This window comes from Jeotgalibacillus sp. 10bf12 (genome assembly GCF_055597105.1).
In genome coordinates this window covers 1678351-1699515 of sequence record NZ_CP200276.1, presented here as the reverse complement: position 1 = coordinate 1699515, position 21165 = coordinate 1678351, and the positions used below count along the sequence as shown (strand labels likewise).

At 43.8% G+C, this 21165-nt stretch carries 25 protein-coding genes and 2 riboswitches; of the genes, 8 read left to right on the top strand and 17 right to left on the bottom strand.

Features of this window, described 5'->3' with window-relative positions; all coding sequences use genetic code 11:
- Nucleotides 1–131 precede the first annotated feature (131 nt).
- Nucleotides 132–368: a hypothetical protein gene (locus tag DH10bf12_RS08945; RefSeq protein WP_471738145.1), complete on the top strand. Its 237-nt coding sequence runs from the start codon at nucleotides 132–134 to the stop codon at nucleotides 366–368.
- A 32-nt stretch (nucleotides 369–400) separates the two neighbouring features.
- Here the strand turns inward: DH10bf12_RS08945 and DH10bf12_RS08940 are convergent, their stop codons facing one another.
- The gene (locus DH10bf12_RS08940) at nucleotides 401–799 is read right to left on the bottom strand and encodes a hypothetical protein (RefSeq protein ID WP_471738144.1); all 399 of its coding nucleotides are present in this window, start codon (nucleotides 797–799) and stop codon (nucleotides 401–403) included.
- Nucleotides 800–828: 29 nt separating this feature from the next.
- Nucleotides 829–1434 (bottom strand): hypothetical protein, encoded by a 606-nt coding sequence (locus tag DH10bf12_RS08935; RefSeq protein ID WP_471738143.1) that lies wholly within the window; start codon nucleotides 1432–1434, stop codon nucleotides 829–831.
- Nucleotides 1435–1585: 151 nt separating this feature from the next.
- On the opposite strand from DH10bf12_RS08935, the gene DH10bf12_RS08930 reads away from it, so the two are divergent.
- Nucleotides 1586–2146 carry an HAD-IA family hydrolase gene (locus tag DH10bf12_RS08930; protein ID WP_471738142.1) on the top strand — a complete coding sequence of 187 codons (561 nt, stop codon included), beginning with the start codon at nucleotides 1586–1588 and terminating at the stop codon, nucleotides 2144–2146.
- 315 nt (nucleotides 2147–2461) lie between these two features.
- Complete coding sequence (locus DH10bf12_RS08925; RefSeq protein WP_404408167.1) at nucleotides 2462–2791, top strand: YolD-like family protein; 330 nt, start codon at nucleotides 2462–2464, stop codon at nucleotides 2789–2791.
- An 81-nt stretch (nucleotides 2792–2872) separates the two neighbouring features.
- Here the strand turns inward: DH10bf12_RS08925 and DH10bf12_RS08920 are convergent, their stop codons facing one another.
- Both DH10bf12_RS08920 and DH10bf12_RS08915 read right to left on the bottom strand, forming a co-directional pair.
- Nucleotides 2873–3193, bottom strand: coding sequence for an SCP2 sterol-binding domain-containing protein (locus DH10bf12_RS08920; RefSeq protein ID WP_471738141.1), 321 nt, complete (start codon nucleotides 3191–3193; stop codon nucleotides 2873–2875).
- A 123-nt stretch (nucleotides 3194–3316) separates the two neighbouring features.
- Complete coding sequence (locus DH10bf12_RS08915) at nucleotides 3317–4618, bottom strand: M48 family metallopeptidase (RefSeq protein WP_471738140.1); 1302 nt, start codon at nucleotides 4616–4618, stop codon at nucleotides 3317–3319.
- Between the two features lie 176 nt (nucleotides 4619–4794).
- Between DH10bf12_RS08915 and DH10bf12_RS08910 the strand changes: the two genes are divergently transcribed.
- From DH10bf12_RS08910 to DH10bf12_RS08900, 3 genes are all read left to right on the top strand, one after another.
- The gene (locus DH10bf12_RS08910; RefSeq protein WP_471738139.1) at nucleotides 4795–5223 is read left to right on the top strand and encodes a hypothetical protein; all 429 of its coding nucleotides are present in this window, start codon (nucleotides 4795–4797) and stop codon (nucleotides 5221–5223) included.
- Between the two features lie 77 nt (nucleotides 5224–5300).
- Nucleotides 5301–5468: a Zn-dependent hydrolase gene (locus DH10bf12_RS08905; protein ID WP_404408160.1), complete on the top strand. Its 168-nt coding sequence runs from the start codon at nucleotides 5301–5303 to the stop codon at nucleotides 5466–5468.
- Nucleotides 5461–6048 carry a Fic/DOC family protein gene (locus DH10bf12_RS08900; RefSeq protein WP_471738138.1) on the top strand — a complete coding sequence of 196 codons (588 nt, stop codon included), beginning with the start codon at nucleotides 5461–5463 and terminating at the stop codon, nucleotides 6046–6048. The genes DH10bf12_RS08905 and DH10bf12_RS08900 overlap by 8 nt, the downstream gene beginning before the upstream one ends.
- Before the next feature lie 33 nt (nucleotides 6049–6081).
- Here the strand turns inward: DH10bf12_RS08900 and DH10bf12_RS08895 are convergent, their stop codons facing one another.
- The 9 genes from DH10bf12_RS08895 to egtB all read right to left on the bottom strand — a co-directional run bounded on the left by DH10bf12_RS08895 (nucleotide 6082) and on the right by egtB (nucleotide 15065).
- On the bottom strand, nucleotides 6082–7536 hold the full coding sequence (locus DH10bf12_RS08895) for a PAS domain-containing protein (RefSeq protein WP_471738137.1): 1455 nt from the start codon (nucleotides 7534–7536) through the stop codon (nucleotides 6082–6084).
- A 143-nt stretch (nucleotides 7537–7679) separates the two neighbouring features.
- Nucleotides 7680–8165: an energy coupling factor transporter S component ThiW gene (gene thiW, locus DH10bf12_RS08890; RefSeq protein ID WP_471738136.1), complete on the bottom strand. Its 486-nt coding sequence runs from the start codon at nucleotides 8163–8165 to the stop codon at nucleotides 7680–7682.
- Nucleotides 8162–8806, bottom strand: coding sequence for a thiamine phosphate synthase (thiE, locus tag DH10bf12_RS08885; RefSeq protein WP_471738135.1), 645 nt, complete (start codon nucleotides 8804–8806; stop codon nucleotides 8162–8164). The genes thiW and thiE overlap by 4 nt, the downstream gene beginning before the upstream one ends.
- The gene (gene thiD / locus DH10bf12_RS08880) at nucleotides 8796–9620 is read right to left on the bottom strand and encodes a bifunctional hydroxymethylpyrimidine kinase/phosphomethylpyrimidine kinase (RefSeq protein WP_471738134.1); all 825 of its coding nucleotides are present in this window, start codon (nucleotides 9618–9620) and stop codon (nucleotides 8796–8798) included. The genes thiE and thiD overlap by 11 nt, the downstream gene beginning before the upstream one ends.
- Nucleotides 9617–10381 carry a hydroxyethylthiazole kinase gene (thiM, locus tag DH10bf12_RS08875; protein ID WP_471738133.1) on the bottom strand — a complete coding sequence of 255 codons (765 nt, stop codon included), beginning with the start codon at nucleotides 10379–10381 and terminating at the stop codon, nucleotides 9617–9619. The genes thiD and thiM overlap by 4 nt, the downstream gene beginning before the upstream one ends.
- Complete coding sequence (gene tenA, locus DH10bf12_RS08870; protein ID WP_471738132.1) at nucleotides 10374–11060, bottom strand: thiaminase II; 687 nt, start codon at nucleotides 11058–11060, stop codon at nucleotides 10374–10376. Before tenA ends, thiM begins: the two co-directional genes overlap by 8 nt.
- 271 nt (nucleotides 11061–11331) lie before the next feature.
- Nucleotides 11332–11437, bottom strand: a riboswitch (TPP riboswitch).
- A gap of 12 nt (nucleotides 11438–11449) precedes the next feature.
- Nucleotides 11450–12391 (bottom strand): lipoyl synthase, encoded by a 942-nt coding sequence (gene lipA / locus DH10bf12_RS08865; protein ID WP_471738131.1) that lies wholly within the window; start codon nucleotides 12389–12391, stop codon nucleotides 11450–11452.
- Nucleotides 12388–13221: a lipoate--protein ligase family protein gene (locus DH10bf12_RS08860; protein WP_471738130.1), complete on the bottom strand. Its 834-nt coding sequence runs from the start codon at nucleotides 13219–13221 to the stop codon at nucleotides 12388–12390. Before DH10bf12_RS08860 ends, lipA begins: the two co-directional genes overlap by 4 nt.
- A gap of 69 nt (nucleotides 13222–13290) precedes the next feature.
- A riboswitch (TPP riboswitch) is annotated at nucleotides 13291–13390 on the bottom strand.
- Between the two features lie 412 nt (nucleotides 13391–13802).
- Nucleotides 13803–15065, bottom strand: a complete 1263-nt coding sequence (gene egtB, locus DH10bf12_RS08855) for an ergothioneine biosynthesis protein EgtB (RefSeq protein ID WP_471738129.1) — start codon at nucleotides 15063–15065, stop codon at nucleotides 13803–13805.
- A 152-nt stretch (nucleotides 15066–15217) separates the two neighbouring features.
- On the opposite strand from egtB, the gene DH10bf12_RS08850 reads away from it, so the two are divergent.
- Nucleotides 15218–16117: a phosphotransferase gene (locus DH10bf12_RS08850; RefSeq protein WP_471738128.1), complete on the top strand. Its 900-nt coding sequence runs from the start codon at nucleotides 15218–15220 to the stop codon at nucleotides 16115–16117.
- A gap of 143 nt (nucleotides 16118–16260) precedes the next feature.
- On the opposite strand, the gene DH10bf12_RS08845 is transcribed toward DH10bf12_RS08850, so the two are convergent.
- Together DH10bf12_RS08845 and DH10bf12_RS08840 are read right to left on the bottom strand one after the other, a co-directional pair.
- A complete protein-coding gene (locus DH10bf12_RS08845) occupies nucleotides 16261–17343 on the bottom strand; it encodes a C45 family autoproteolytic acyltransferase/hydolase (protein ID WP_471738127.1) in 1083 nt (360 codons plus the stop codon).
- A 342-nt stretch (nucleotides 17344–17685) separates the two neighbouring features.
- The gene (locus DH10bf12_RS08840; RefSeq protein WP_471738126.1) at nucleotides 17686–18483 is read right to left on the bottom strand and encodes an EcsC family protein; all 798 of its coding nucleotides are present in this window, start codon (nucleotides 18481–18483) and stop codon (nucleotides 17686–17688) included.
- 166 nt (nucleotides 18484–18649) lie between these two features.
- Here DH10bf12_RS08840 and DH10bf12_RS08835 point away from each other — a divergent pair, with 166 nt between their 5' ends.
- Nucleotides 18650–19642, top strand: coding sequence for a potassium channel family protein (locus tag DH10bf12_RS08835; protein WP_471738125.1), 993 nt, complete (start codon nucleotides 18650–18652; stop codon nucleotides 19640–19642).
- Nucleotides 19643–19663: 21 nt separating this feature from the next.
- Here the strand turns inward: DH10bf12_RS08835 and DH10bf12_RS08830 are convergent, their stop codons facing one another.
- Nucleotides 19664–20116, bottom strand: coding sequence for a flavodoxin domain-containing protein (locus DH10bf12_RS08830; protein ID WP_471738124.1), 453 nt, complete (start codon nucleotides 20114–20116; stop codon nucleotides 19664–19666).
- The gene (locus DH10bf12_RS08825) at nucleotides 20113–21153 is read right to left on the bottom strand and encodes a ribonucleotide-diphosphate reductase subunit beta (RefSeq protein ID WP_471738123.1); all 1041 of its coding nucleotides are present in this window, start codon (nucleotides 21151–21153) and stop codon (nucleotides 20113–20115) included. The genes DH10bf12_RS08830 and DH10bf12_RS08825 overlap by 4 nt, the downstream gene beginning before the upstream one ends.
- Nucleotides 21154–21165: the final 12 nt, after the last annotated feature.

Genomic DNA, 21165 nt, shown 5'->3' with positions numbered 1-21165 from the left:
CCGCACCCCGTCTTTCCATTCGTTTTTACTATATACGATTATTAAGGTGAAGTGTTTCAAAAAAATGGTGAAACCTGAATGTCTTTGAAGACGTAGATCAGTTAGTGAATTTTTTCGGGGGAGTGAATGAAATGAGTAAAATCATTACAAGTGTATTGAGCGGCATTGTCATTATTGTTGCAGCTTACAGCTTTTTTACAGGCGACCGTTCTGTCGTTCCGTTTTATATGTTTCCGCTTGCGCTGTTGTTATTAATCACCGGCGTTGAACGATTAAAAGATAACAAAATCTTTTTTGGCACCGTATCAATTGCGGTATCTGTTTTTGTGTTTTTCGTTGCAGGATACGTCTCAATTACAGGACTTTAAAAAACTGTCTTCGCATGATTGCTTAGACAGTTTTAAGGTCCAAATCCGTAATAGGTCAGGACAAATCCGAACATCGCTATGTATCCGCCCGCGATAAATGCTGCGACCAGCAGCACTTTCATCAGAATCCGCGAAGCTGTTGATTGAAACCTTCTATTCACCCATTTAAAACCTTTATTTGAAAACAGGATAATGAGCGGAATAATATATAGATATGCGAATGTTGCAACCCAGTTAAACATCACAGCAAACCCACCGTCAACCGGTCCGTCAAAAAGCTGATAACGGCTGTTAACCACATATCTGCCAGCTAAAAATACAACAGATAGCACGGAAAAGTAAGTCATCACAATAATTAGAAGCTTCCTGCCTTCTTTTTTGAAAACAAAAAATAAAAGGAGCAGCAGTACGCCTAACATTGCGGCTTTCATCAATAAATCAATCCATACATAAGAAATAATTACCTGCTCCCTTCACTGACTTCCTCATTGTATCTTTCAACAAGCTTATTGCTGTCATTTGTTCCATACGCTTCTTCAAGCTTTGGTTTCAGCTTTTCCCACAGTAGGTTTTTTTCATATACATCGAGATCAAACCCATGGTTCAACTGCTCTACCGTTAGCCCTAGCACATCAGCATAAGCGAGCTGGAGCGGCGACTCAAATGACTGCGTAATATTATCAATATACTGATTTAACTCTTCTTCACTTACAGTTACGCCATATTTCGTTTCAGCGATTTCTTTCCAGACCTTATCTTCAGCTAAGCGTTCTTTTGCAATCTTGATAATCTCTTCTTCTGTCAGATCATCAGCATAATACAGCGCTTCTTCAGAAAGCGTTCTGATAATCCACTTCTTAAGATCACCTTCCGCTTCAAAGTCTTCTGCCTTTTCCATCACATGGCTCAGCTTATTGTAGAAGTCATCCTGGGTAAATGAATCAGTCATCACAGACAGTTCTTCGTTACTTTTCATTTCAATATCAGCTACTGCACTTTCTTCCGGGGCACATCCAGACAGGAAAACTATTGCGGCAATGAACAACAGAAAAATTTGTTCCTTCATAAGTTGATATGCACCTCCATATAAATAGCGATTCGACAAATAGAGACTTAAGTCCTTCTTATTTTAAACAAAAATATGAAAAATGATTCACCTTCTACAGTATGATAATATTTACGTTAAATAGCGTTCATGAATAGAAAGGAAGTTACATATGAATATACTTTGGGATTATGATGGTACTCTATTTAACACTTATCCGGCTTATGCGAAGCGGATGAGTCAAGTGTTGGACGGGAAAGTGTCTGAGGCTGATTGTTATAAAGAGCTGAAAATTTCCGCAACACACGCAATCACAACGTTTCGTATGACTGAATCACAAATTGAGGAATATAACAACTTAATCAGTGCAATCAGTCCTGTGGAAATGCCGCCGTTTGAACACGTTGAAGCAGTTCTTAAGCAGGCTGACTGTAACGTGATCATGACGCATAAAGATCAGGCAGGTGCCTATAAAGTCCTTGATTATTACGGTTTCACAAAGTACTTTTCCGAAATCGTTACAGCTGATCACGGATTCCCGCGTAAGCCCGATCCTGCATCATACAAATACCTGCACGAAAAGCACCACATTGATCTTGCAGTCGGTGACCGTGAACTTGACATTATTCCGGCAAAACAGCTCGGCATGTATACCTGCCTCTTCCAAAACAACAAACCCGCCGACTTTCACCTAGAGGATTATCGGGACTTTTTTAAAGTAGTGTTATTTTAATGGAGTATAGTGACGAAGGTATTAAAGTATCAACATTTAGTCATCGATCACTTTGATTACTCGTTAAGCGGAGCGGAGCGGAGGGCGGGGACTCCAGCGGCGGAAAAGGGACAGGTGAGACCCTGGAATGCGAAGCATGTAAGGGGCTCACCGCCCGGCCGCGGAAAGCCTCCGCCCGAAGCGCAGCGAAACGATTTAATAGCAAACACCTGTATTTCCAGTCCCTCACTCCAATCAAATTTCTAAAACCCATCACTTACCTATTTACAAAACAGAACAAACGTTCCTATAATGTTAGAAAGGAGCGTGAACAAAATGAATAAAGATCGCGGCACAATTAAGTGGACTTCGATGATGCTGCCTGAACATGTGAAAATGCTGAAGGACTTTTACGAAGAAATGGAACAGGAAACAAAACCGGAACTCGATGAACAGATGTTTGACATGATTTTTCTCGGGATCCAGGAGGCCCTGGAATTCCGTCAGAAAGTTGATCTGAAAATTTTTGAACACAACAGACGTGACAGCGTAAACGGGATCATCACATTAGTGAATTATCAGCAGCGTTACTTACTGATGACAACCTCTGACCATATGAAAAAGACCATCCCCTTTGATCAGGTGATTGGTCTTGAGGTTGTGTGACAGCGCAACTGTATGAATAGGGCTCGCTGCACATCAGGTGGACAGCAGTGAGCCTCTTCGTTTTAAAACTTTGCTGAAATGTTAAAACGTATACTCACTCAACAATGATTCAAGCTTCAGGGCGTAGCCCATTTTCCCATCAACTTTCAACTTCCCAAACATAAACGCACCTGAAGCACTCAGGTCCCCTTCAATCATTTTCACTAAGTCTTTTTCACTCAGCTTCAATGTACAGTTTGGCTCAGCCGCTCCCGCTTCTTCAATCGATGCTTCCCCGTGTTTTAAGACCAGCTGCTTAGCTTCCCCTTCTTTCAGCTGGAACTCATAGCGAACGTTTTCATTCTGAATTGGTTCCGGATTCGCGTTCATTGCTGTTGTCATTCTTGACCACACTTCTGACATGTTCATATCCCCTTTGTCTGAATGTAATGAATACTCATTCATTTTACCACAAGGAAATCATTCCGGTATGTAAATCATTGTCTACAGCAAAAAAGGTGAGACACAGTTGTCTCACCTTCTATTTTACTCTTCAATCCATGTATTAAAATCCTGCCCTGTTGTTGCACTGATATATTCAGCAGGTGTATCGCCGTTCGGGTCTTCCATGTACGGGTCTGCCCCATATTCAACCAATAACGCTGCTGACTCCCGGTCCTCATAGCTGACTGCTGTCATCAGCGGTGTTGAATAGTTATCCATTGTATTTGGATCTGCTCCGGCATCAAGTAACAATCTAATCATTTCAGGATCCATATTATAAGCTGCATAGAGTAAAGCAGTCGTCCCTTCGGTGTCCGCTGCATCTACTTCAGCGCCTTCATTAATCAATGCAGCCACTTCATCTGTTTCACCCATTGATGCAGCATCCAATAATGGCGTCATGCCCATATCCATCTCATCGTACTCTTCATTAAACGGATCATCTGCTGCCAATAAATCATCCGGCAGTAAAGAAGCGAACACAACGCCTGCCAGCGTCATTGAAACAATGACTGCCACATACGCACCCGCAAGCCCACCGAACAGAAGTCCTGCACCAAGCATAATTCTGCCTGGCTGCTGAGTGTATCTATAGGTAGTAGAAGGATTCATAAAGCGTTCGACTGACAAAATTCTTTTCGGTAAGAGCGGGTGTGTTGAAAGCACTTCGCTCAGCCATACAGCCCCGTTTGACTCTGAATGAATCTGTTCAAGGTAAGCATTCTCATCCACTTCACGATACATCACTTTCCCAACACCAAGTAAAGTCAGTGCGCGTTTTGCAGCACCTGCATCCCCAATCTGATAGGCTGCCTCTCTGTCACACGTATACTCGCATGAGCGGCTGTAGGCCTGTGATAAAAACGGCACGAACTGCGCAGGCAGTACAAGAATGTTTTTCCATATGTGATTGCGTTTGATATGAGCGAGCTCATGCGCAATGATAAAGTCCAGTTCTTCCTGTCCATTTTGTCTTGCAAGTTCAAATACTTCTGAGTAGAGCACAATCATATTGCGTCCGAAAAACCTTGTAGCAAAAGCGTTCAGTGCCCCTTCTGACTGAATGACAAAAAAATCAGGCACTTTCTTCAATCCCATTTCTTTTGACAACACAACGGCACGCTCATAAACATCGGGAAATTGTCTTTCACTGACCCTTACACCATTTCCCCGGATCGACCCAAGCATTAATGCATTTGTGAAGAGCACAACGGCAAGAATAGCAAGCGCAATCCCGATTCCGATAATCGAAACAGCTGCTGCAATATAGACCAGCACGCTGAATATGGCTGACAGTATAAAATACACTGTTTCTCTTTCTGATTTGATTCTTTGTTGATTCAACGGTCTTCCCCCTGTATATGTATGAAATTGTAAAGCATTTCTAAATATTAGCTGATCGACTTAAAAATTACAATATGAAAATAATATTTTCATGTGGGCACGTGAGGACTTAATGATTTTTCTATTTGTGATACGATAAAAAGATAGAAAATTAAACTGAAGATTTGAGGTCTGTCATGGAACATATCAGAACAAGAACAAAAAGAGTAACGAAAAAAGGTGTAGTCGGCATTCAAAAATATGATATTCGTAAAAAAGACAATACCTATTATGTCTTTTTTAGTTCAAAATCCCAAAACAGCCATTATTACAGTGAAGAAGAACTCATGGGGGAGTATGCTTCACTTGATGAAGCACAGGCTTACCTGAAAGAAAAAATGGGTGCTTTTGATTCAAAGCCGCTATCATTTAAAGTCGGGTTCAGTATTGCCAACCTGATCATATCAGTGGTGCTCGGCTTCTTTGTCTATCAGTTCAGCGAAAATGCCCTTTTAGCAGGCAGTACATCCGCTGATACTGCCCAGATTGCAGGCTTGATGATCGGCATTGTTATTACCTTTATTTCGCTAATCATCATCAACCGGATTTTAAGCAGGATTAGCTGATGAAATTGCTTATGTGACAGGCTTTTCATGATATAATATAAGTACAGGAACTCATAAAAAGGTGGAGGAATTGCTGAATGAAAGATGTCAAAATTGAATCACCGGAGTTTAAAAGGATCATGAAAAATCTGCATCTCGAAAACCTGTCTCTGAATGAAGGTTTGCAGGAAAAAGTACTCGAGACAATTAATGCAGATAAGCCGATAACACCTTCAGTGATTAAGGACCTGCTGTCACGTGGATAAGTATATTAGCAGTGAAAATGATGATTTCCTGCTGAAGTACAACCTGCTTGGGGTTAAAAATGAGGAAGCACTGATGGAAGCGGAAGCACTGACCTTTTCGCTGCGTGCTGCAGAGTTTGTAAGAAAACAATACACGGTCTCATCATTTACAATACAGAGCTTTAAAGACCTGCACCGTCATTTCTTTCAGGATATTTATCCTTTTGCCGGAAAGTTCCGGACCGTGCAGCTGATGAAAGGAAATACGCGTTTTTGTCAGGCACAGTATCTGGACTCTTATGCAGAACAGATTTTCAATGAGCTTGCTGTTGAAGAGGCATGGACGACGCTTGATACAGCAGCCAGAAGACTTTCTTACTTCAAGTCTGAGCTGAATATGCTTCACCCGTTTCGTGAAGGTAATGGCCGGACGATCCGCTCTTTTCTTCATGAGTATGCACGCTCAAAAGGCATTGAATGGCAATATGATCAGCTCGACAGGACTGAGTATATAGAGGCGATGATCCGTGCAGTGACAGACCCTTCCGACCTGGAGCTATTATTTAAGCAAACAATCAGTTTTACTGATCATTCAATATAAAACGTTCAGCATGTAAGTCAGCTGAACGTTTTTTTAATATGGCAATATAAGCTCTACGATTGTTCCCACACCAGGCGTACTTGATATACTCAGCGAACCATGATGAAGTTTCATGATATTTTGACACATTGGAATACCAAGTCCGTTTCCGGTCTGCTTTGTTGTGAAAAAAGGAGTATCAATTTTCTTCAATGTTTCTTCACTCATGCCTTCCCCGTCATCCTTGACCACAATTGCCATCTTTCTCTCTTCATAACGGAATGAGACATGAATACGTCCGCCCTGTTTCATCGCCTCAATGGCATTTTTCAGGACATTCATCACAACCTGCTTAATTTGATTTGATTCACACATCACTTCAGCAGAAGGATTTTTCACGTCACAGCTTAATTCTATATTTTTCATCGACAGCTCCGGCTGAAGAAACAAGCAGACGCTCCGGACAAGTTCTTCAATGGCAACAGGCTTTACTTCTGTCTTCTTCGGCTTTGCAAGCATCATTAATTCATTCACTGTATATTCAATCCGGTCAATTTCCGACTTCAGCACAGTGATATAAGCTTTTTTATCCGCTGCTGTTTCACCTTCTTCAAGCAGTGAAGTAAACCCTTTCAAGGAAGTAAGTGGATTTCTGATTTCATGGGCGATCCCTGCAGCCAGCTCACCTAATACTGATAGTTTTTCAGAACGTAACACAAGCTGTTCTGCTTCTTTTGCACTCGTAATATCCTGACTGACAAAAATAAACCGGTACGCTTCACCCGCCTCATTCAGCATTGGAAAAATACGCGTACTCGTCCATCTCGGTTCACCATCTTTATTTTTTGTCTGTACCTCTCCCGACCAGACTTCTCCCTGGTACACTGTCTTCCACATTTCATCATAGAAACAATCAGGATGACTTCTGGCATTCAATTCATCAAGGTTTTTACCTATGATTTCAAGCGGTTTCCGCTTCATTAGTTCGGCAAACCGCTCGTTCACATAAAGAATATTCCTGTGACGGTCAATTATTGTGACCATAGAGGATTGATCAAGTACATGTTTGAGATAGTTCCCTTCACTGACAGAGAGCTTAAGTTGTTGTTGTGCTATCCTAAGCTTTTCTTCCATTTCTTTTTTCTCAGTGATATCCACTTTGTAGGTAAAAAAACGGAAGGGTTTCCCCTCACTGTCTAGCATTGGCACAATCGTTGAGTTCACCCATAACGGTGACCCGTCCTTCTTTTTATTCAGCATCTCTCCCTGCCACATATGGCCATGTCTGAATTGTTTCATCGCTTTAGCGAGTTGTTCTGTATCATAGGATGGGTGCAACAGTTTAGAAAAGTGACTATTAATTAATTCCGCATCTGAATACTGAGTAATTCTGCAGAAATTATCGTTTACATATTCAAAGTGGCCACTGAGATCTATGAAAGCTACAGCTAAGTGATGGTCGACAGCATTAATAATGTTTTCAATTGCTAGAGAGTCTGAATATGTCATAATTCCGTTCCTTTTTTTACTAATTATATTACGCTCATTGGGTATATTTGAAAAGGGTAAATTGACAAGTTTTTTATAAAAAAATGTCAATTTATCCTTCATCCCAGTCATAGCAAGGAAAACATGCATTAAAAATCTACCTTTTAAATTTTTAAAGGCTTCGACATTCTTTCCATTCTTACAGACAACATAATTCCAAGTGTCGCACCACTTATACTCGACACTAAAAATGCCGGCATAAAGAAGAATGCACCTGCTTCAGTTCCCATCAGGATCGCTGCATACGGGACTGCAACAAGGGAGGCCAGAATACCCGTGCCGATTATTTCACCAGCTGCAGCCATCCAGACCCTGCCGCTCAGGGCATAAAAAAGTCCGGCAAGTGCTGCACCAATCATGCCTCCTGGAAATGCAAGCAGTGACCCTGTGCCGGTTAATATACGAACGAGTCCTGTCATAAAAGCGATCACGATCGCAGGACCCGGGCCAAATGACACTGCAGCGATCACGTTGATGGCATGCTGTACCGGATAAGCTCTTGCAACGCCTGCCGGGAAGGATACAAACGCAGAGCCTGCTACTGCAATGGCGACGAACATAGCCATAATGACGAGCTTTCTAGTATTCATGAAATTTCCCCTTTATAGGAATCTCTCATTCTTTCCACTTCTTTCTGAATATTCGCTGCCTCTGTAATAGCTGAAATGACAGCGATCCCGTCAGCCCCCGCTTCCCAGACTGGTCCTGCATTGCCAGCTGTAATACCACCAATACCGATCACAGGTGTTTCAGGAAACCTTTCTCTCACCTGAATGATTTTGGTTACCCCTGAAGGAGCCTTTGCATCTGACTTACTTTTCGTCCCATAGACCGGTCCCATTCCGAGATAGTCAGCACCATTTCGAATGGCTTCAGCAGCCTCTTCTACTGAATGCACCGAAACACCGAGCATCATCCGGTCTCCTACGCGGGCTCTTACATCTGATGCCTTGGCATCCTCCTGTCCGACATGAACTCCGTCTGCATTTAATTCATGGGCAAGCTCTACGTCATCATTAATAATAAAAGGTACGTCATACTCTCTGCACAGCACCTGACATTTCAAGGCTAATTCTTTTAACGCCTGCCCGGTGAGTGCATCCGTGCCTTTCTCTCTTAATTGAAAATGACTGACACCTCCATTAAGCGCCTCTTCAAGCAAGATAAGCGGGTCTTTATCTCCTGCATTTGGTGTGCCTAGAATATAGTAAATGGAAGGCTTAGTGAACATATCTGATCAGCTCCTTCTGTGAGTGATGACGGTAAGCGCTATGATTGGTAGGTCCATGACCGGCCCCGATATTTAATGAATGCTCAATGGCACTTTGAATAAATTGCTTCGCAGTCAGGAAAGCATCCTCAATGGAATGTCCTTTTGCAAATTCTGCTGTGAGAGCTGCTGAAAACGTACAGCCGGTGCCGTGCGTATGCTTCGTTGGAATGCGCGATGACCTCAGCACTAATGAACCCCTGTGATGATCAAGGTAAAAGTCCTCGGTAAAGTCCGGGTCCTCCCCGTGACCGCCTTTTACAAGTACGCCCTGCGCGCCGCTCTGAAGTATTTTTTCAGCAGCTTCACGCCTGGTCTTTTCGTCTGTGATCCTGATCCCGCTCAACGCTTCCGCTTCAGGTATATTCGGAGTTACGACTGCGGCAAGTGGCAGAAGGAATTCAATTAGTGAATCCTTTGCTTCCTCCTGCAGCAGACTCGCTCCTCCTTTGGCAATCATGACCGGATCTACAATCAAATGCTGCCACTTATAGTGCTTAATATATTTCGCTACTGTCTGAATCGTTTCAGCATCAAAAAGCATGCCCGTTTTTAAAGCTGCAATCTCAAAATCCTCACCGACTGCCTGCAGCTGCTTTTCAATATTGTGAGCCGGAACCGGTGCAACATCTGTTACACCGAGTGTGTTTTGAGCTGTCACCGCTGTTACGACTGAAGTTCCGAACACATCGAGCTCCTGAAATGTTTTAATATCAGCCTGAATGCCTGCTCCGCCTCCTGAATCTGACCCTGCAATGGTCAATACCTGCTTCATCGTAAGCCCCCTTTTTGAAACCTGCTTTCATTTAGTGAATAGATCGCATCTATAAATGCCGTTTTAAAACTTCCCGGGCTATAAGAGATCGCTGCCGCTTTTTCACCGGCTTCACCATAAAATTGAACAGCTTCCGCTACAGCATCGACTGATTGTTCTACTGTCAAAAACGCTGCTGTTACGCTTGAAAGTAAGCAGCCCATTCCTGTAACTGCCGACATGACCTGATGCCCTGCTTGAATCTCATGCACAATGTCACCGTCTGTCACAATATCCACTACACCTGTTACAGCCACAATCAGTCCGTATTTCTTAGCGGCCTCCAAAGCAAGAGAAGTCAGATCAGCATCTCCTTCACCTGCATCAACACCTTTTGCAGACCAATCTTTTCGCATAATGGCAGCAAGCTCTCCTGCATTACATCTGATTGCTGTCACATTCACTTCTTGTAAGATCTGATCAATGACTGACAGGCGATAAGAGGTTGCACCCGCACCGACAGGGTCAAGCACGACCGGAATTCCTTTTTGATTTGCTGTCCTGCCTGCAAGCACCATACTTTCTACTGACCGCTGATTAAGTGTGCCTATATTCAGTGACAGTGCATCCGCAATAGATGCCAGCTCCTCCACTTCCTGAGCTTCATCACCCATGACAGGTGACGCCCCGAGCGCCAGCATGCCATTTGCCTGAAAGTTTGCGACGACGTAATTTGTTATACAATGGATCAGCGGTTTCTTTTCCCTCACCTGTTTAATCATGTGTGATACGCTCCTTTAATTGAATTGTCCAGCTCTCCATCGTCCACGCCTGCTCCCAGAAGTTCCATTCATAATAGCTGCTTCTTCTGAAGTGAGTCTTCAAGTCTCTAACCCTCTCATCCGAAAGGCCCTCTGCCAGCTCATTCATTCTGTTAATCTGTTCTTCTACAAGCTCTCCAAACCATTCAGACCCATACGTTGCAATCCATTTCTGATAAATGGGATGATCAGGCTTTTCATCTCTGAGTCGCTCACCAATCTCAAAATACAGCCAGTAGCACGGCAGAATCGCAGCAAGTACGTCAGCCAGATCCCCTTCAGCAGAACGGTACATATGGGACACATACGCATAAGCGGTTGGTGATGGCTCGAAATGCTTCCAGTCCTCTTCCGTTACACCCAGCAGTTCCATAAAGGACTCATGCAGCGCGAGCTCTGCTGCACACGTCTGCTCTGAGTGATGGGCAAAGCTTTTTGTCGTTTTTAAATCCTTCGCTTTCACAGCACCAATCGCCTGTACCTTTGCAAAATGAGTTAAATAATACGCATCCTGCATCACATAAAACTTAAACACATCAAGCGGCAGGCTCCCTTCAGCAATTCCTTTTACAAAAGGATGATCAAAGCTCGCCTCCCACAATTCATTGCACTCTTCTCTTACTTCACTACAAAACGTCATGTTGTTTCCTCCTTCATAAGATAAATTTTTTATAGCCTGATTGAACCAGCTTTGCTAAAAAACCATTCATTGTATCTGCACAGCTGATGATTGTAGCGGAAGGGGGCGACTCCCTATGGCAGGAAGGGACAGGTGAGGCATATGGCGCAGCCTGCTGGCTCACCGCCCGGCCGTGAAGTCCACCTGAAGCGGAAATAATCAGCACTTTTACAAATACAAATTAAAAACGCCGCTTTCCAATTTCTCTGGAAAGCGGCGTATATAAAAAGATTCACATATACGGCCACTTCCCTACGCTGGTATGATCCAGATCAGGTTCAAAGGGTCCGGACAACAGTCCGTCTCAGCCGGTTTAACCGGCTCCCCCAGTGGGTGTGTCTATTCAATTATTACTGCAGATGATCAACTGTTCTGCCGTCTGCTTCTACGCCTTTTAAATACTTGATCCGGCGCTGCGCAGACGTTTCACTTACCTGCTCGTCCGCATGGTATGAAGAACGAACCATCGGACCTGCTTCACAATGCTTGAAGCCTTTTGACAGTGCGATTTCCTTCAGCTCTGCAAATTCATCCGGATGGTAGTAACGCACAACATCAAGATGTTTTTTTGTCGGCTGCAGATACTGACCAAGTGTCAGGATATCCACGTTGTGTGCACGAAGATCATCCATCGCTTCAATCAGTTCTTCCTTCGTCTCACCCAGACCAACCATGATACTTGATTTTGTCGGGATATTCGGTGCAATTTCCTTTACACGTGCAAGCAGTTCAAGTGAACGATCATACATCGCACGCGCCCGAACTCTTTTCGTTAAGCGGCGAACCGTTTCAATATTGTGATTGAAAATATCCGGTTCAGCGTCCATCAGTGTATGAAGGCTTTCATAATCACCTTTCATATCAGAAGGTAACACTTCAACTGTACAGCTTGGCAGACGGCGGTGAATGGCACGCACTGTTTCAGCAAATACAGCAGCGCCACCGTCATTCAAATCGTCACGCGCAACCGCAGTGACAACAACATGCTTTAAGCCCATCATTTCAGTTGATTCTGCTACACGTTCCGGCTCGCCCCAGTCAAGCTCATTCGGCAGTCCTGTTTTGACTGCACAAAAGCGGCATGCCCGCGTACACGTATCTCCGAGGATCATAAATGTCGCAGTTTTCCGCTCACTCCAACACTCGTGAATATTCGGGCACTTTGCCTCTTCACATACTGTATTCAGCTTCTTCTCACGCATCATCTTCTTTAGCTTCTTATAGGAATCATTCGTATTCAGTTTTACCTTTAACCATTCGGGTTTACGTACATGTTCTTTTGCATTCGTCATACTTTCTGTCTCCCTTCCCGCTTATAGCTCCATTCTTCACTCTTATACTTCTCCTCAAGCTCTGCTACTTCTCTTAACATCTCTTCTGGCGGTGCAAAAGGCTCCAGTTCAATATCAAGCCCCTTGATGAACCCTTCTCTAAATGCATCATTTACTTCTTCAAATGTGACAGGACGATCCAGTACATCATTAATTGAAACAGCCCTGCTGGTAAAGGCGCGCCGTGCACGTTCTTTTACTTTTTCATTTGGATAAATGAAAAGGTCAAACAGTTTTTGTATATCCATAGAAATCGGAATAGATCCATGCTGTAGAATTACACCTTTTTTACGCGTCTGCGCACTGCCGGCTGCCTTCTTGCCATCTACCATCAGTTCATACCAGGACGGCTCTTCAAAGCAGACTGCCGATCCGGCCTGCTTCTGCTTCTCTTCAGGAATCGAAAACTCAGCCGGAATTCCGAGTGCACGATAGCCCTCAAGAATACCCTTAGACAATACGAGATAGGCCTCTTTTATCGACTTCGGCATAGCCGGATGATCTTCAGAGACAAGTACACTGTAAGTCAGCTCGTCATCATGAAGTACAGCTCTGCCACCTGTCTGCCTGCGCACAAGCTCAACACCATATTTTTCTGCGTTTTCAAGATCTATACTGCCACCGACCTTTTGAAAAAAGCCAACTGATAGTCCAGCAGGCTTCCAGCCATAAAACCTCAGCACCGGCGGGATCTTTTCTTCACTGTGCCAATTCATCAGCACTTCATCCATCGCCATATTAAAAGCCGGCGTACCATAACCGGAGTCAAGAAAATACCACGTTTCTTTCATCGTCTGCCTCCTCTCAACATTTACATAAAAAAACACCAATTCCTATTAAAGGAAGTGGCTTATACACGTAGCTATGTAAGCATACTTCCCTCCGCTGGCATCATCCAGATCAGGTACAAAGGGTTCAGCAAAAGACTGTCTCAGCCACTCGGCTCCCCCAGTAAATAAATTAATTAAATTGTCTGTTAAAGAGTATCACAATCATTTCCATAACGCAAAAAGAAATTTGTGTTACAGTAACTGTTTCAAACTGATACAGAAGATCCGAACCTTTCATGTAATCGCGTTCATTACTGTTTTTAAAGCAATAAATAAAATTTCATCTGTTATATAATTTTCTGTACTAAAACAATAACAGATTGTGAATTGCATCAAAAGATGTGGGGATCGGGACAAAAGACTACTTCAATAATTAATGATGAAATAGATCATACATAAATAATGATAGATAAAAATTTGAGACGAATGGAGCAGAAGGCGGGGCGCGGATAGGGGCAGGTGAGACCCTGGAATGACACAAAATGGGCTCACCGCCCGGCCGCGGAAAGCTTCCGCCTGGCGCGCAGTGAGCCGGTTACATTTTATAATCCTTCCACCGGATCATCCGCAAGTCTGATCCCGCTGAACTGCCATCTCATGTGCGGATAAAAGAAATTACGGTAAGTCAGCCTGATATGAGAAAGCGGCGTAACACATGATCCGCCTTTTAAGACAATCTGATTCGACATGAACTTGGCATTATACTCACCAAGTGCGCCATCAAGCGGCTTACTGCGCGGATATGGGGTATAGGGACTCTGCGTCCATTCCCACACATCACCAAATGCCTTTTCAAAGCGTGCACCGCTGTAAGTGTCATCCGGCTGATAGCGGTCGTCATCCATAAAGTTACCCTTTACTTCTTCACGCTTCATCGCGTGCTCCCACTCCTGCTCAGTCGGCAGACGCTTCCCTGCCCAGCGCGCATAGGCATCCGCTTCATAATAGCTGACGTGCGTGACAGGCGCATCCAACTCCACAGTCTGCATTCCGCTCAGTGTAAAGTACGACCAATTCCCATCTTTTTTACGCCAGTATAGCGGTGCATGCCACTTCTCCTGTTTCACCAGCTGCCAGCCATCTGACAGCCAAAACTCAGCTTTCTCATAACCTCCATCTTCAATAAACGCAAGGTATTCACCATTTGTCACCGGACGATTCGCAATCTGACAGCCGTTCAAATATGCATCATGACAGGGTGTTTCATTATCAAAAGCAAACGCTTCAGCATCTGTACCGATTCTTGTCATTCCTTTGTCAAAAGAAGTGAATGTCATCTCAGGTGCATGACCGCCTTTAGCTGGTTTTTGCTCAAAAAGCGAGGGATAAAGCGGATTAAATGATAAGTTATATTTAATATCCATCAGAATCAGCTCCTGGTGCTGCTGTTCATGCTGAAGCCCCATTTCAATCAGCTCATATAAATGGTCTGTCATTTCTGTCGTGTCAAATAGCTGGTTGACCTGTTCATTGACATGCTCCCGGTAACCGAGTGTTTCTTTCACCGTCGGACGCGAGATTAGTCCACGCTTCGACTGCGGGTGGAATTCTCCTACTGTTTCATAATAGGAATTAAACAGATAGAAGAACTGTTCATTAAAAGGTTCATAGCCATCCACAAATTCTGTCAGAATGAACTTTTCAAAAAACCAGGTCGTGTGAGCCAGATGCCACTTGGTCGGGCTGACAAATGAATCTGCCTGCAGAATAAAATCCTCAATCTCCATCTCTGCGACCAGCTTTTCGCTATACGCACGAATGTCCTGAAACATCTGCTGAATATCTTTTGATTTTGTTACGCTCATGCTTTTCTCCCCTTACATATGTATTGTTAAAGAATGTTATTCCCTTCGTCAGATTGACGTACACTCTATTTTAAAAATAATTGTGACCGGCTTCTGATTTTTAATGAGTCATTGTATGATGAAAAACATATCTGATGAAATGAGTGATTGAATTGAATCCATGGGAAGCAACACACCCTGTATCACTGAAAAAAGCGAAAGAGAAAATTGAACGTCACTTCCCGTCCTTAATGCCAGCTGAAGTAAAAGCGTACGGATCAGGCTTTGATCATACCGTTTATGAAGTAAATAGCGACTACGTCTTCCGGTTTCCACGCAGAAAGCTTGGCTATGAAGCGATGCAGTTTGAAGACAGAATGCTTAAGAGTCTGGACAGGCTGGCATTTGACGGTGGATTTGAGTATCCAAAACCTGTTTTTTACCAGGAGGCTGAGGGTGATGATTATCCATTTGTCGGCTTTACAAACATCAAGGGGCACGTGTTAACCGAAGAAACGAATATAGATCTGCTGCACCTGCATGCAAAAGAGCTGGGTATTTTCCTGAAAAAACTGCATGCACTCCCTGCTGACGGAATCGATGCAGATCCTGATCACCTGCACCGCCTGTCTGCTAAACTTCGAAAACATCATCTTCACGACATTGCGTGTCAATCTGCACCGGTGATTCCTGAAGCGCTATACAAAAAGCTGATCCATTATATTGAACAGCTGGAGGAATGGGAAAACGTATCCGGGACAGTTCCGCTCCACGGAGATCTGCACCCCAAAAATATGATCGTGCGCGATGGACGCCTGGCTGGCATTATTGACTGGGGAGATGCACATATCGGTCATCCGGCAGTTGACCTTTCTATCGGATTCGCCTGTATGACACCTGAAGTACGCGTCTTATTCTTTGAGGCATATGGAGGTGCTGACGAACGCACACAGGAGCTGGCGCAGTTCAAAGCAGTCTTTATTATGACCGTACTGATTCGTTATGCGAAAAATACCGAAGACTATGACGTGCTGAGATGGGGACTGGCAGGACTTAGGAAATCGCTTAGTTAAACCGGATGCTACCGTGAGTGTCAGACCCTGTGCGTGCAGGGTCCTGGGCGATAATTGGACCACACCTCCGAAGATTCGAATCATCCTTCATATGAAGACAAGGCATTTAAAAAAGAAGTCTATTTACCCGGCTTCTTTACACTTCATTTCATAGCTTTCTTCTTCCCCGCACTCCAGTAAGCACCTTCATCCATATGCACAAACGGAATATCTGTATCTACTTCTCCGGTAATCTTTTCAAGCAGGACATCTTCCCCATCCAGCCATCTTGCAAAATCAAATTCAACAGGCTCCCGGTCACCGCCGAGTGCGAACCAGGTTTTCATTTCTGTTGGCAGGTAGCCCGCAGTATGAATCGTGCCTGCCCACTGACTGTAAAGATCTGAAAAGACACCTTTGTCGGAGTCATTCATCAGACGGAATGCATCGTACGCCGTTTTCAGTTCCCCGCGATGACTGTTCATGGCATCCAGCCGCTTCATCGAATCAACAAGGTGGTTTCTGTTTTCTTCCTTCATGATATCAAAATGATTCGTACATACATTTGACTCACGTACAGCGACGCCGCGCGGAGATGTTTCGATCACATACGTCCGGTTGCTCCGGTCATGGACTGTATAGCTGAACGAATGACGGTGCGGAATCTCTTTTAACATCGCAACTGCCTCATCAACATTCGCGCACTCCTCTAAAATCAGACGGCCGATCATACAGCAGATGAACCCGTCACCAGGCTTTTTCCTGTGCATAAAATTATAGCCCATTGTAAGGCCATGCTCATTCATGCCATCCATTCTGCCAGTGATCCGCTGGGTTGGACCTGCGATCGCATAACCGGTGTCCGTTGGCTGATAAAAACTGTAGCGACCTTCATAGGTTTTTGGCATATAATCATAGTTTCTGATCAGATAATTATCCCCTGTTAAAATCGAGCAGCCTGAGCGTTTATAATCTGTCCGGTAGCCGCCAAATTCCATCATGATGCGCGCCATTGGCCATTCAAGTGCATCACGAAGTCCGATCAGTTCATCCCATATCCCCGGTGCGACCTTCGTAATGGCATCCTTCACTTCCGCTTCTTTCACTGTAAAACGCGGGATCCTTACCTTCCACTGCTTTTCTCTATTTTTAACGGTGAGTGAGTCCTTCAGCTGTTCACCCTGAAACACGCCAAAATCGTAATGCGTTCCTCTAAACTGCAGAATATCACTGTGCACTGATTTCATCATTTTGCCTCCAGTATCTGGTTATGGATTTAGTGTAAAAGAGTTTTAAAAGGAATGCAAAAGGTAGATAGGCTGAATTTGTTCTGCCGAGCAGCATGCTGATTCTGACCAACGAAAACTGCACCATCTCTCTTCATGCCTTCAGGAAACAGTGCTTTTGTTTCTCAAATGCATGAAGTGTGGTGGTGCAGTGACAGTTGAAGTATGTGTGTTTCTATTTGAGGTAGTGACACACCCGGGTTGAGTGCTGTATTCTCACGATCGAACGTTGTATTTCTTCAATTGAGTGTAGCATTTCATGAATCGAACGTCTTCACACAACAAGTTGGGTGCGCTATCCTCTTATGCCACCTTCTCGAGACGCTCCATAATCTTCCGCTTCTGATAAAGCATCGTACCTGTCTCTGCCAACTCATCAATCATTGTTCTATTGATCAGTGCACCGATCAGAATACCTGCAATCGGAACAATTTGAAGCAATTTTTTCAAACCGAACTGTTCAGTAAAGGTGAATGTAACCTCACGCCATCCCTGTATCTGTGAGATCACATCATTCGATTTTTCACCCTGGTGATAGTTCGATAGTTCTTTTAAAATGGCTTCTTTTCCGACAACATCAGAGGTTGAGAACTGAAGACATTTAATGATAAAGACGCGCTCTTTTTTATCATCCGGATCGTAGCCGTGCATCAGTGCAATTTCCTGAAGTGTGGTCAGCGACAGCGTCAGAATGGCCGGGATATCGATTGCCAGTGTGAATATACCGCCAACACCAGTGCTTGCACCCTGTGCAGTGGCTGTATTCTTCATCCGGTTTGCTACTTTTTGTGATGCCTTTTTCATATCTTCAATCGGAACATACTGAAAATCTTCTTTTGATTGAATACGATGTCCCGTTGTCTTTTCAAAAAAGCGGTAGACTCTTTTTTCACTTGCAATGTAACGTCCGCCAGTCTGAATAAAGCTGCCGATCTCATCGAGCAGCACGCCGATTTTCCTTTGAATAAATTTTGGTGTCAGCTTGTCCAGCACCTTAAAAGGCAGTCTCAGCAGTTTATCCCAAAACCATCCACCGCCCTGATCCTTTTCCCACTTGTTGATCCGATTTAATTCACTTTCGAGATAAGCTCTTGATTCCACTAATCATGCACCATCCTTTATTGTCTATACGTATCAGTATACTTCCCGGTTTCACAGCAATTTAACAGGATGAAAGAAAAGCTGAAGGTAATTTCATCGCAATGTCGTTTAAAACAAATGATTAGGGAAATAGCAGACTATAAGATTTTACAGGGAGGGCTGACCATTGAATGAATGGTATATATGGATTGGCGTCATATTGTTAGTGGTTACATTGATCGATTTTATCTGGACAACACTATGGGTTGAGGGTGGTGCCGGTCCAATTACAAATCATTTATCAAATGGGATTTGGAAAATGATGAAGGGGATAAGCGCTGGGAATTCCAAGGTACTAAGTCTTGCCGGCCCTCTCATTCTGGTGATGACCATTGTCGTCTGGGTCGCGATGTTCTGGGCAGGATGGACATTTATCTTCGCCAGTCAGTATGGGGCGTTATTTAATACTGAAAATGGATTGCCTGCTGATTTCATGGATCACATCTATTTTACTGGCTATGTCTTCTTTACGCTCGGTAATGGAGAGATCGTTCCTAACGGTGATAACTGGAAGATCCTGACGATCATAGCAACCGGTACCGGTATGTTTTCGATCACGTTTGCAGTAACCTATCTGTTGTCAGTTTTAAGTGCTGTGACGCAAAAGAGAGCCTTCGCCCAGAGTGTAAGCGGGATTGGCAAAAGCGGAGCGGATATTGTCAGCTCAGCCTGGAATGGACAGGACCTGCACAACCTGGATTTGCTGTTAAATTCATTTTCAACTGAATTGAGCAAATTAACCGCACAGCATAAGGCGTATCCGATTCTTCATCACTATCACAGTATCAATGCGCAGACAGAAGGCGTCGTCGCTGTTGCTTCACTTGATGAAGCAATTTCTCTGATTTATCACAGTGTCCCGAAGCCACACTGGCCAAATGCATTGCTATTAAAAGAGACCAGATCATCAATAAATGATTATCTCGAAACGTTACACGGCACACATATTTCTCCAGCTGCTGAAGAGCCACCTCTTCCAGGCACCGGGTCTCTCAGAAAAGCGGGTATACCTGTGAAGGACGATGAAACATTCAAAGAGGCTGCAGAACAGTCATCAAAGCGCAGAAAACAGCTATTTGGTCTGATAAAAGATAATAAAAGCAGATGGCCGGACGATTGATGATCGCCCGGCCATTTTTTATTAATTCAATACCATTTCCCGCTTGATTCTTTCAGCAATCTTTCCTGCAAAAAGCGTGCATTTTGCTGCATCTGACTGTTGCGGTGCAAGCTCCACTTTTAGCGTAACAGCAAGTGCTGTATGCACATACAGCATATCCCGGAAACGATCCACGGCCCCGCAGAAATGTGGATAGCACTGGTCACCGGTTCCTGCGATACCTGTTACAAGTGATGAGAGCGTCTGCTGTTCAATCGCTTCATACAGCCTGATCATTTCACGTGGAAGATCTCCATTTCCCCAGGAATAAGTAACAATCACGCATATTCTATAATCCGTTAACCGGTCAGGATCAAAGTCTTCGACGCTTACCATATCTGTTCTTGACGCTATCTGTTCAATCTCCTTTTGAATCAGATGTGCCAGCTGTTCTGTATTTCCTGTCCTGCTGGCATACACCACAAGCGCGTTCACAATTCATCAAATCCGTTTGATGAAGATACCTTCGTATACGTTCTGGATTTCTGTTCAAAGAAATCCGACTTTGTCTCATTCATCATCTCATCACTGAACACCTGAATCCAAGGCATCGGATTGCTGATCTCTTCATAAGAATTTTCAAGCCCGAGCTGTCTGAGACGTTTATTCGCGAGATACTCCACATACTGTTCAAATTCTTCAAGGTCAATGCCGTCAATCTCAGCTAAAATGTCTCGTGACCATTCCTTTTCAAGCTCAACCGCTCTGCCGATAGACTGATAGATATAATCAATATTTTCAGCCGTATTCAGTTCGGGATTTTCAGCTAAAAGAATTCTGATAAACTGTGACATAAAGTAAGCATGCTGCATCTCATCACGTTGAATATAGCTGATCATCGTACTGGTCTTCAGCATCTTCTGATTACGTGCAAGATGATAAAAGAATGCGAATCCTGCATAGAAATAAATGCCTTCGAGATTGATAGAATTGACTGCGAGTTTGAATAGATTTGAAGGCGTCGGTTCCTCTCTGAACTGCTCATACGCTTCTAAAATATATTCATTACGCTTTCGCACAATCGGATCTGACTTCGCCTGGTTAAAGCGTTCATTCTGCTCGCTTACAGGAACAAGGGAACTCAGAATATATGAATAGGATTCATTGTGTACGGCTTCCTGCTGTGAAATAACAGCAAAAATCGCTTTAAAGCTTGAATCCGTCACGTAATCCATCACCTGGTTCATTGTCGGCGTCTGCAGACTGTCGAGTGAAGCAAGCTGTGTATTGATGCGCAGGAATATATCTTTTTCTGTATCACTCAGCTGATCCCACTGCTTAATATCATCCTGCATATTAATCTCCTGTGCCTTCCAGAAGTTTGAGAGCAGTGTCTGATAAAGATCATACATCTGCGGGTGTGCAATATCATTCCAGTTTAGAAGTCCTGAGTTCTCCCCGTTAATAATGCCTGTTGATTTATTCGGATGTTCAGGATTTAAGAGCTTCATTTTCTTCAATGTCTGTGTCATCATTTTTCCTCC

Excerpts from the sequence above, each read along its gene's own strand:
- DH10bf12_RS08895 (WP_471738137.1), bottom strand. The coding sequence starts at position 7,536 with ATGACATATTCAGACTCTCTAGCAATTGAAAACATTATTAATGCTGTC.
- DH10bf12_RS08930 (WP_471738142.1), top strand. The coding sequence starts at position 1,586 with ATGAATATACTTTGGGATTATGATGGTACTCTATTTAACACTTATCCG.
- DH10bf12_RS08945 (WP_471738145.1), top strand. The coding sequence starts at position 132 with ATGAGTAAAATCATTACAAGTGTATTGAGCGGCATTGTCATTATTGTT.
- DH10bf12_RS08845 (WP_471738127.1), bottom strand. The coding sequence starts at position 17,343 with ATGAAATCAGTGCACAGTGATATTCTGCAGTTTAGAGGAACGCATTAC.
- thiD (WP_471738134.1), bottom strand. The coding sequence starts at position 9,620 with ATGAAGCAGGTATTGACCATTGCAGGGTCAGATTCAGGAGGCGGAGCA.
- thiW (WP_471738136.1), bottom strand. The coding sequence starts at position 8,165 with ATGAATACTAGAAAGCTCGTCATTATGGCTATGTTCGTCGCCATTGCA.
- DH10bf12_RS08935 (WP_471738143.1), bottom strand. The coding sequence starts at position 1,434 with ATGAAGGAACAAATTTTTCTGTTGTTCATTGCCGCAATAGTTTTCCTG.
- thiM (WP_471738133.1), bottom strand. The coding sequence starts at position 10,381 with ATGATTAAACAGGTGAGGGAAAAGAAACCGCTGATCCATTGTATAACA.
- DH10bf12_RS08905 (WP_404408160.1), top strand. The coding sequence starts at position 5,301 with ATGAAAGATGTCAAAATTGAATCACCGGAGTTTAAAAGGATCATGAAA.
- DH10bf12_RS08825 (WP_471738123.1), bottom strand. The coding sequence starts at position 21,153 with ATGACACAGACATTGAAGAAAATGAAGCTCTTAAATCCTGAACATCCG.
- lipA (WP_471738131.1), bottom strand. The coding sequence starts at position 12,391 with ATGACGAATGCAAAAGAACATGTACGTAAACCCGAATGGTTAAAGGTA.
- thiE (WP_471738135.1), bottom strand. The coding sequence starts at position 8,806 with ATGTTCACTAAGCCTTCCATTTACTATATTCTAGGCACACCAAATGCA.
- DH10bf12_RS08925 (WP_404408167.1), top strand. The coding sequence starts at position 2,462 with ATGAATAAAGATCGCGGCACAATTAAGTGGACTTCGATGATGCTGCCT.
- DH10bf12_RS08920 (WP_471738141.1), bottom strand. The coding sequence starts at position 3,193 with ATGTCAGAAGTGTGGTCAAGAATGACAACAGCAATGAACGCGAATCCG.
- tenA (WP_471738132.1), bottom strand. The coding sequence starts at position 11,060 with ATGACGTTTTGTAGTGAAGTAAGAGAAGAGTGCAATGAATTGTGGGAG.
- DH10bf12_RS08860 (WP_471738130.1), bottom strand. The coding sequence starts at position 13,221 with ATGAAAGAAACGTGGTATTTTCTTGACTCCGGTTATGGTACGCCGGCT.
- DH10bf12_RS08910 (WP_471738139.1), top strand. The coding sequence starts at position 4,795 with ATGGAACATATCAGAACAAGAACAAAAAGAGTAACGAAAAAAGGTGTA.
- DH10bf12_RS08940 (WP_471738144.1), bottom strand. The coding sequence starts at position 799 with ATGAAAGCCGCAATGTTAGGCGTACTGCTGCTCCTTTTATTTTTTGTT.
- egtB (WP_471738129.1), bottom strand. The coding sequence starts at position 15,065 with ATGAGCGTAACAAAATCAAAAGATATTCAGCAGATGTTTCAGGACATT.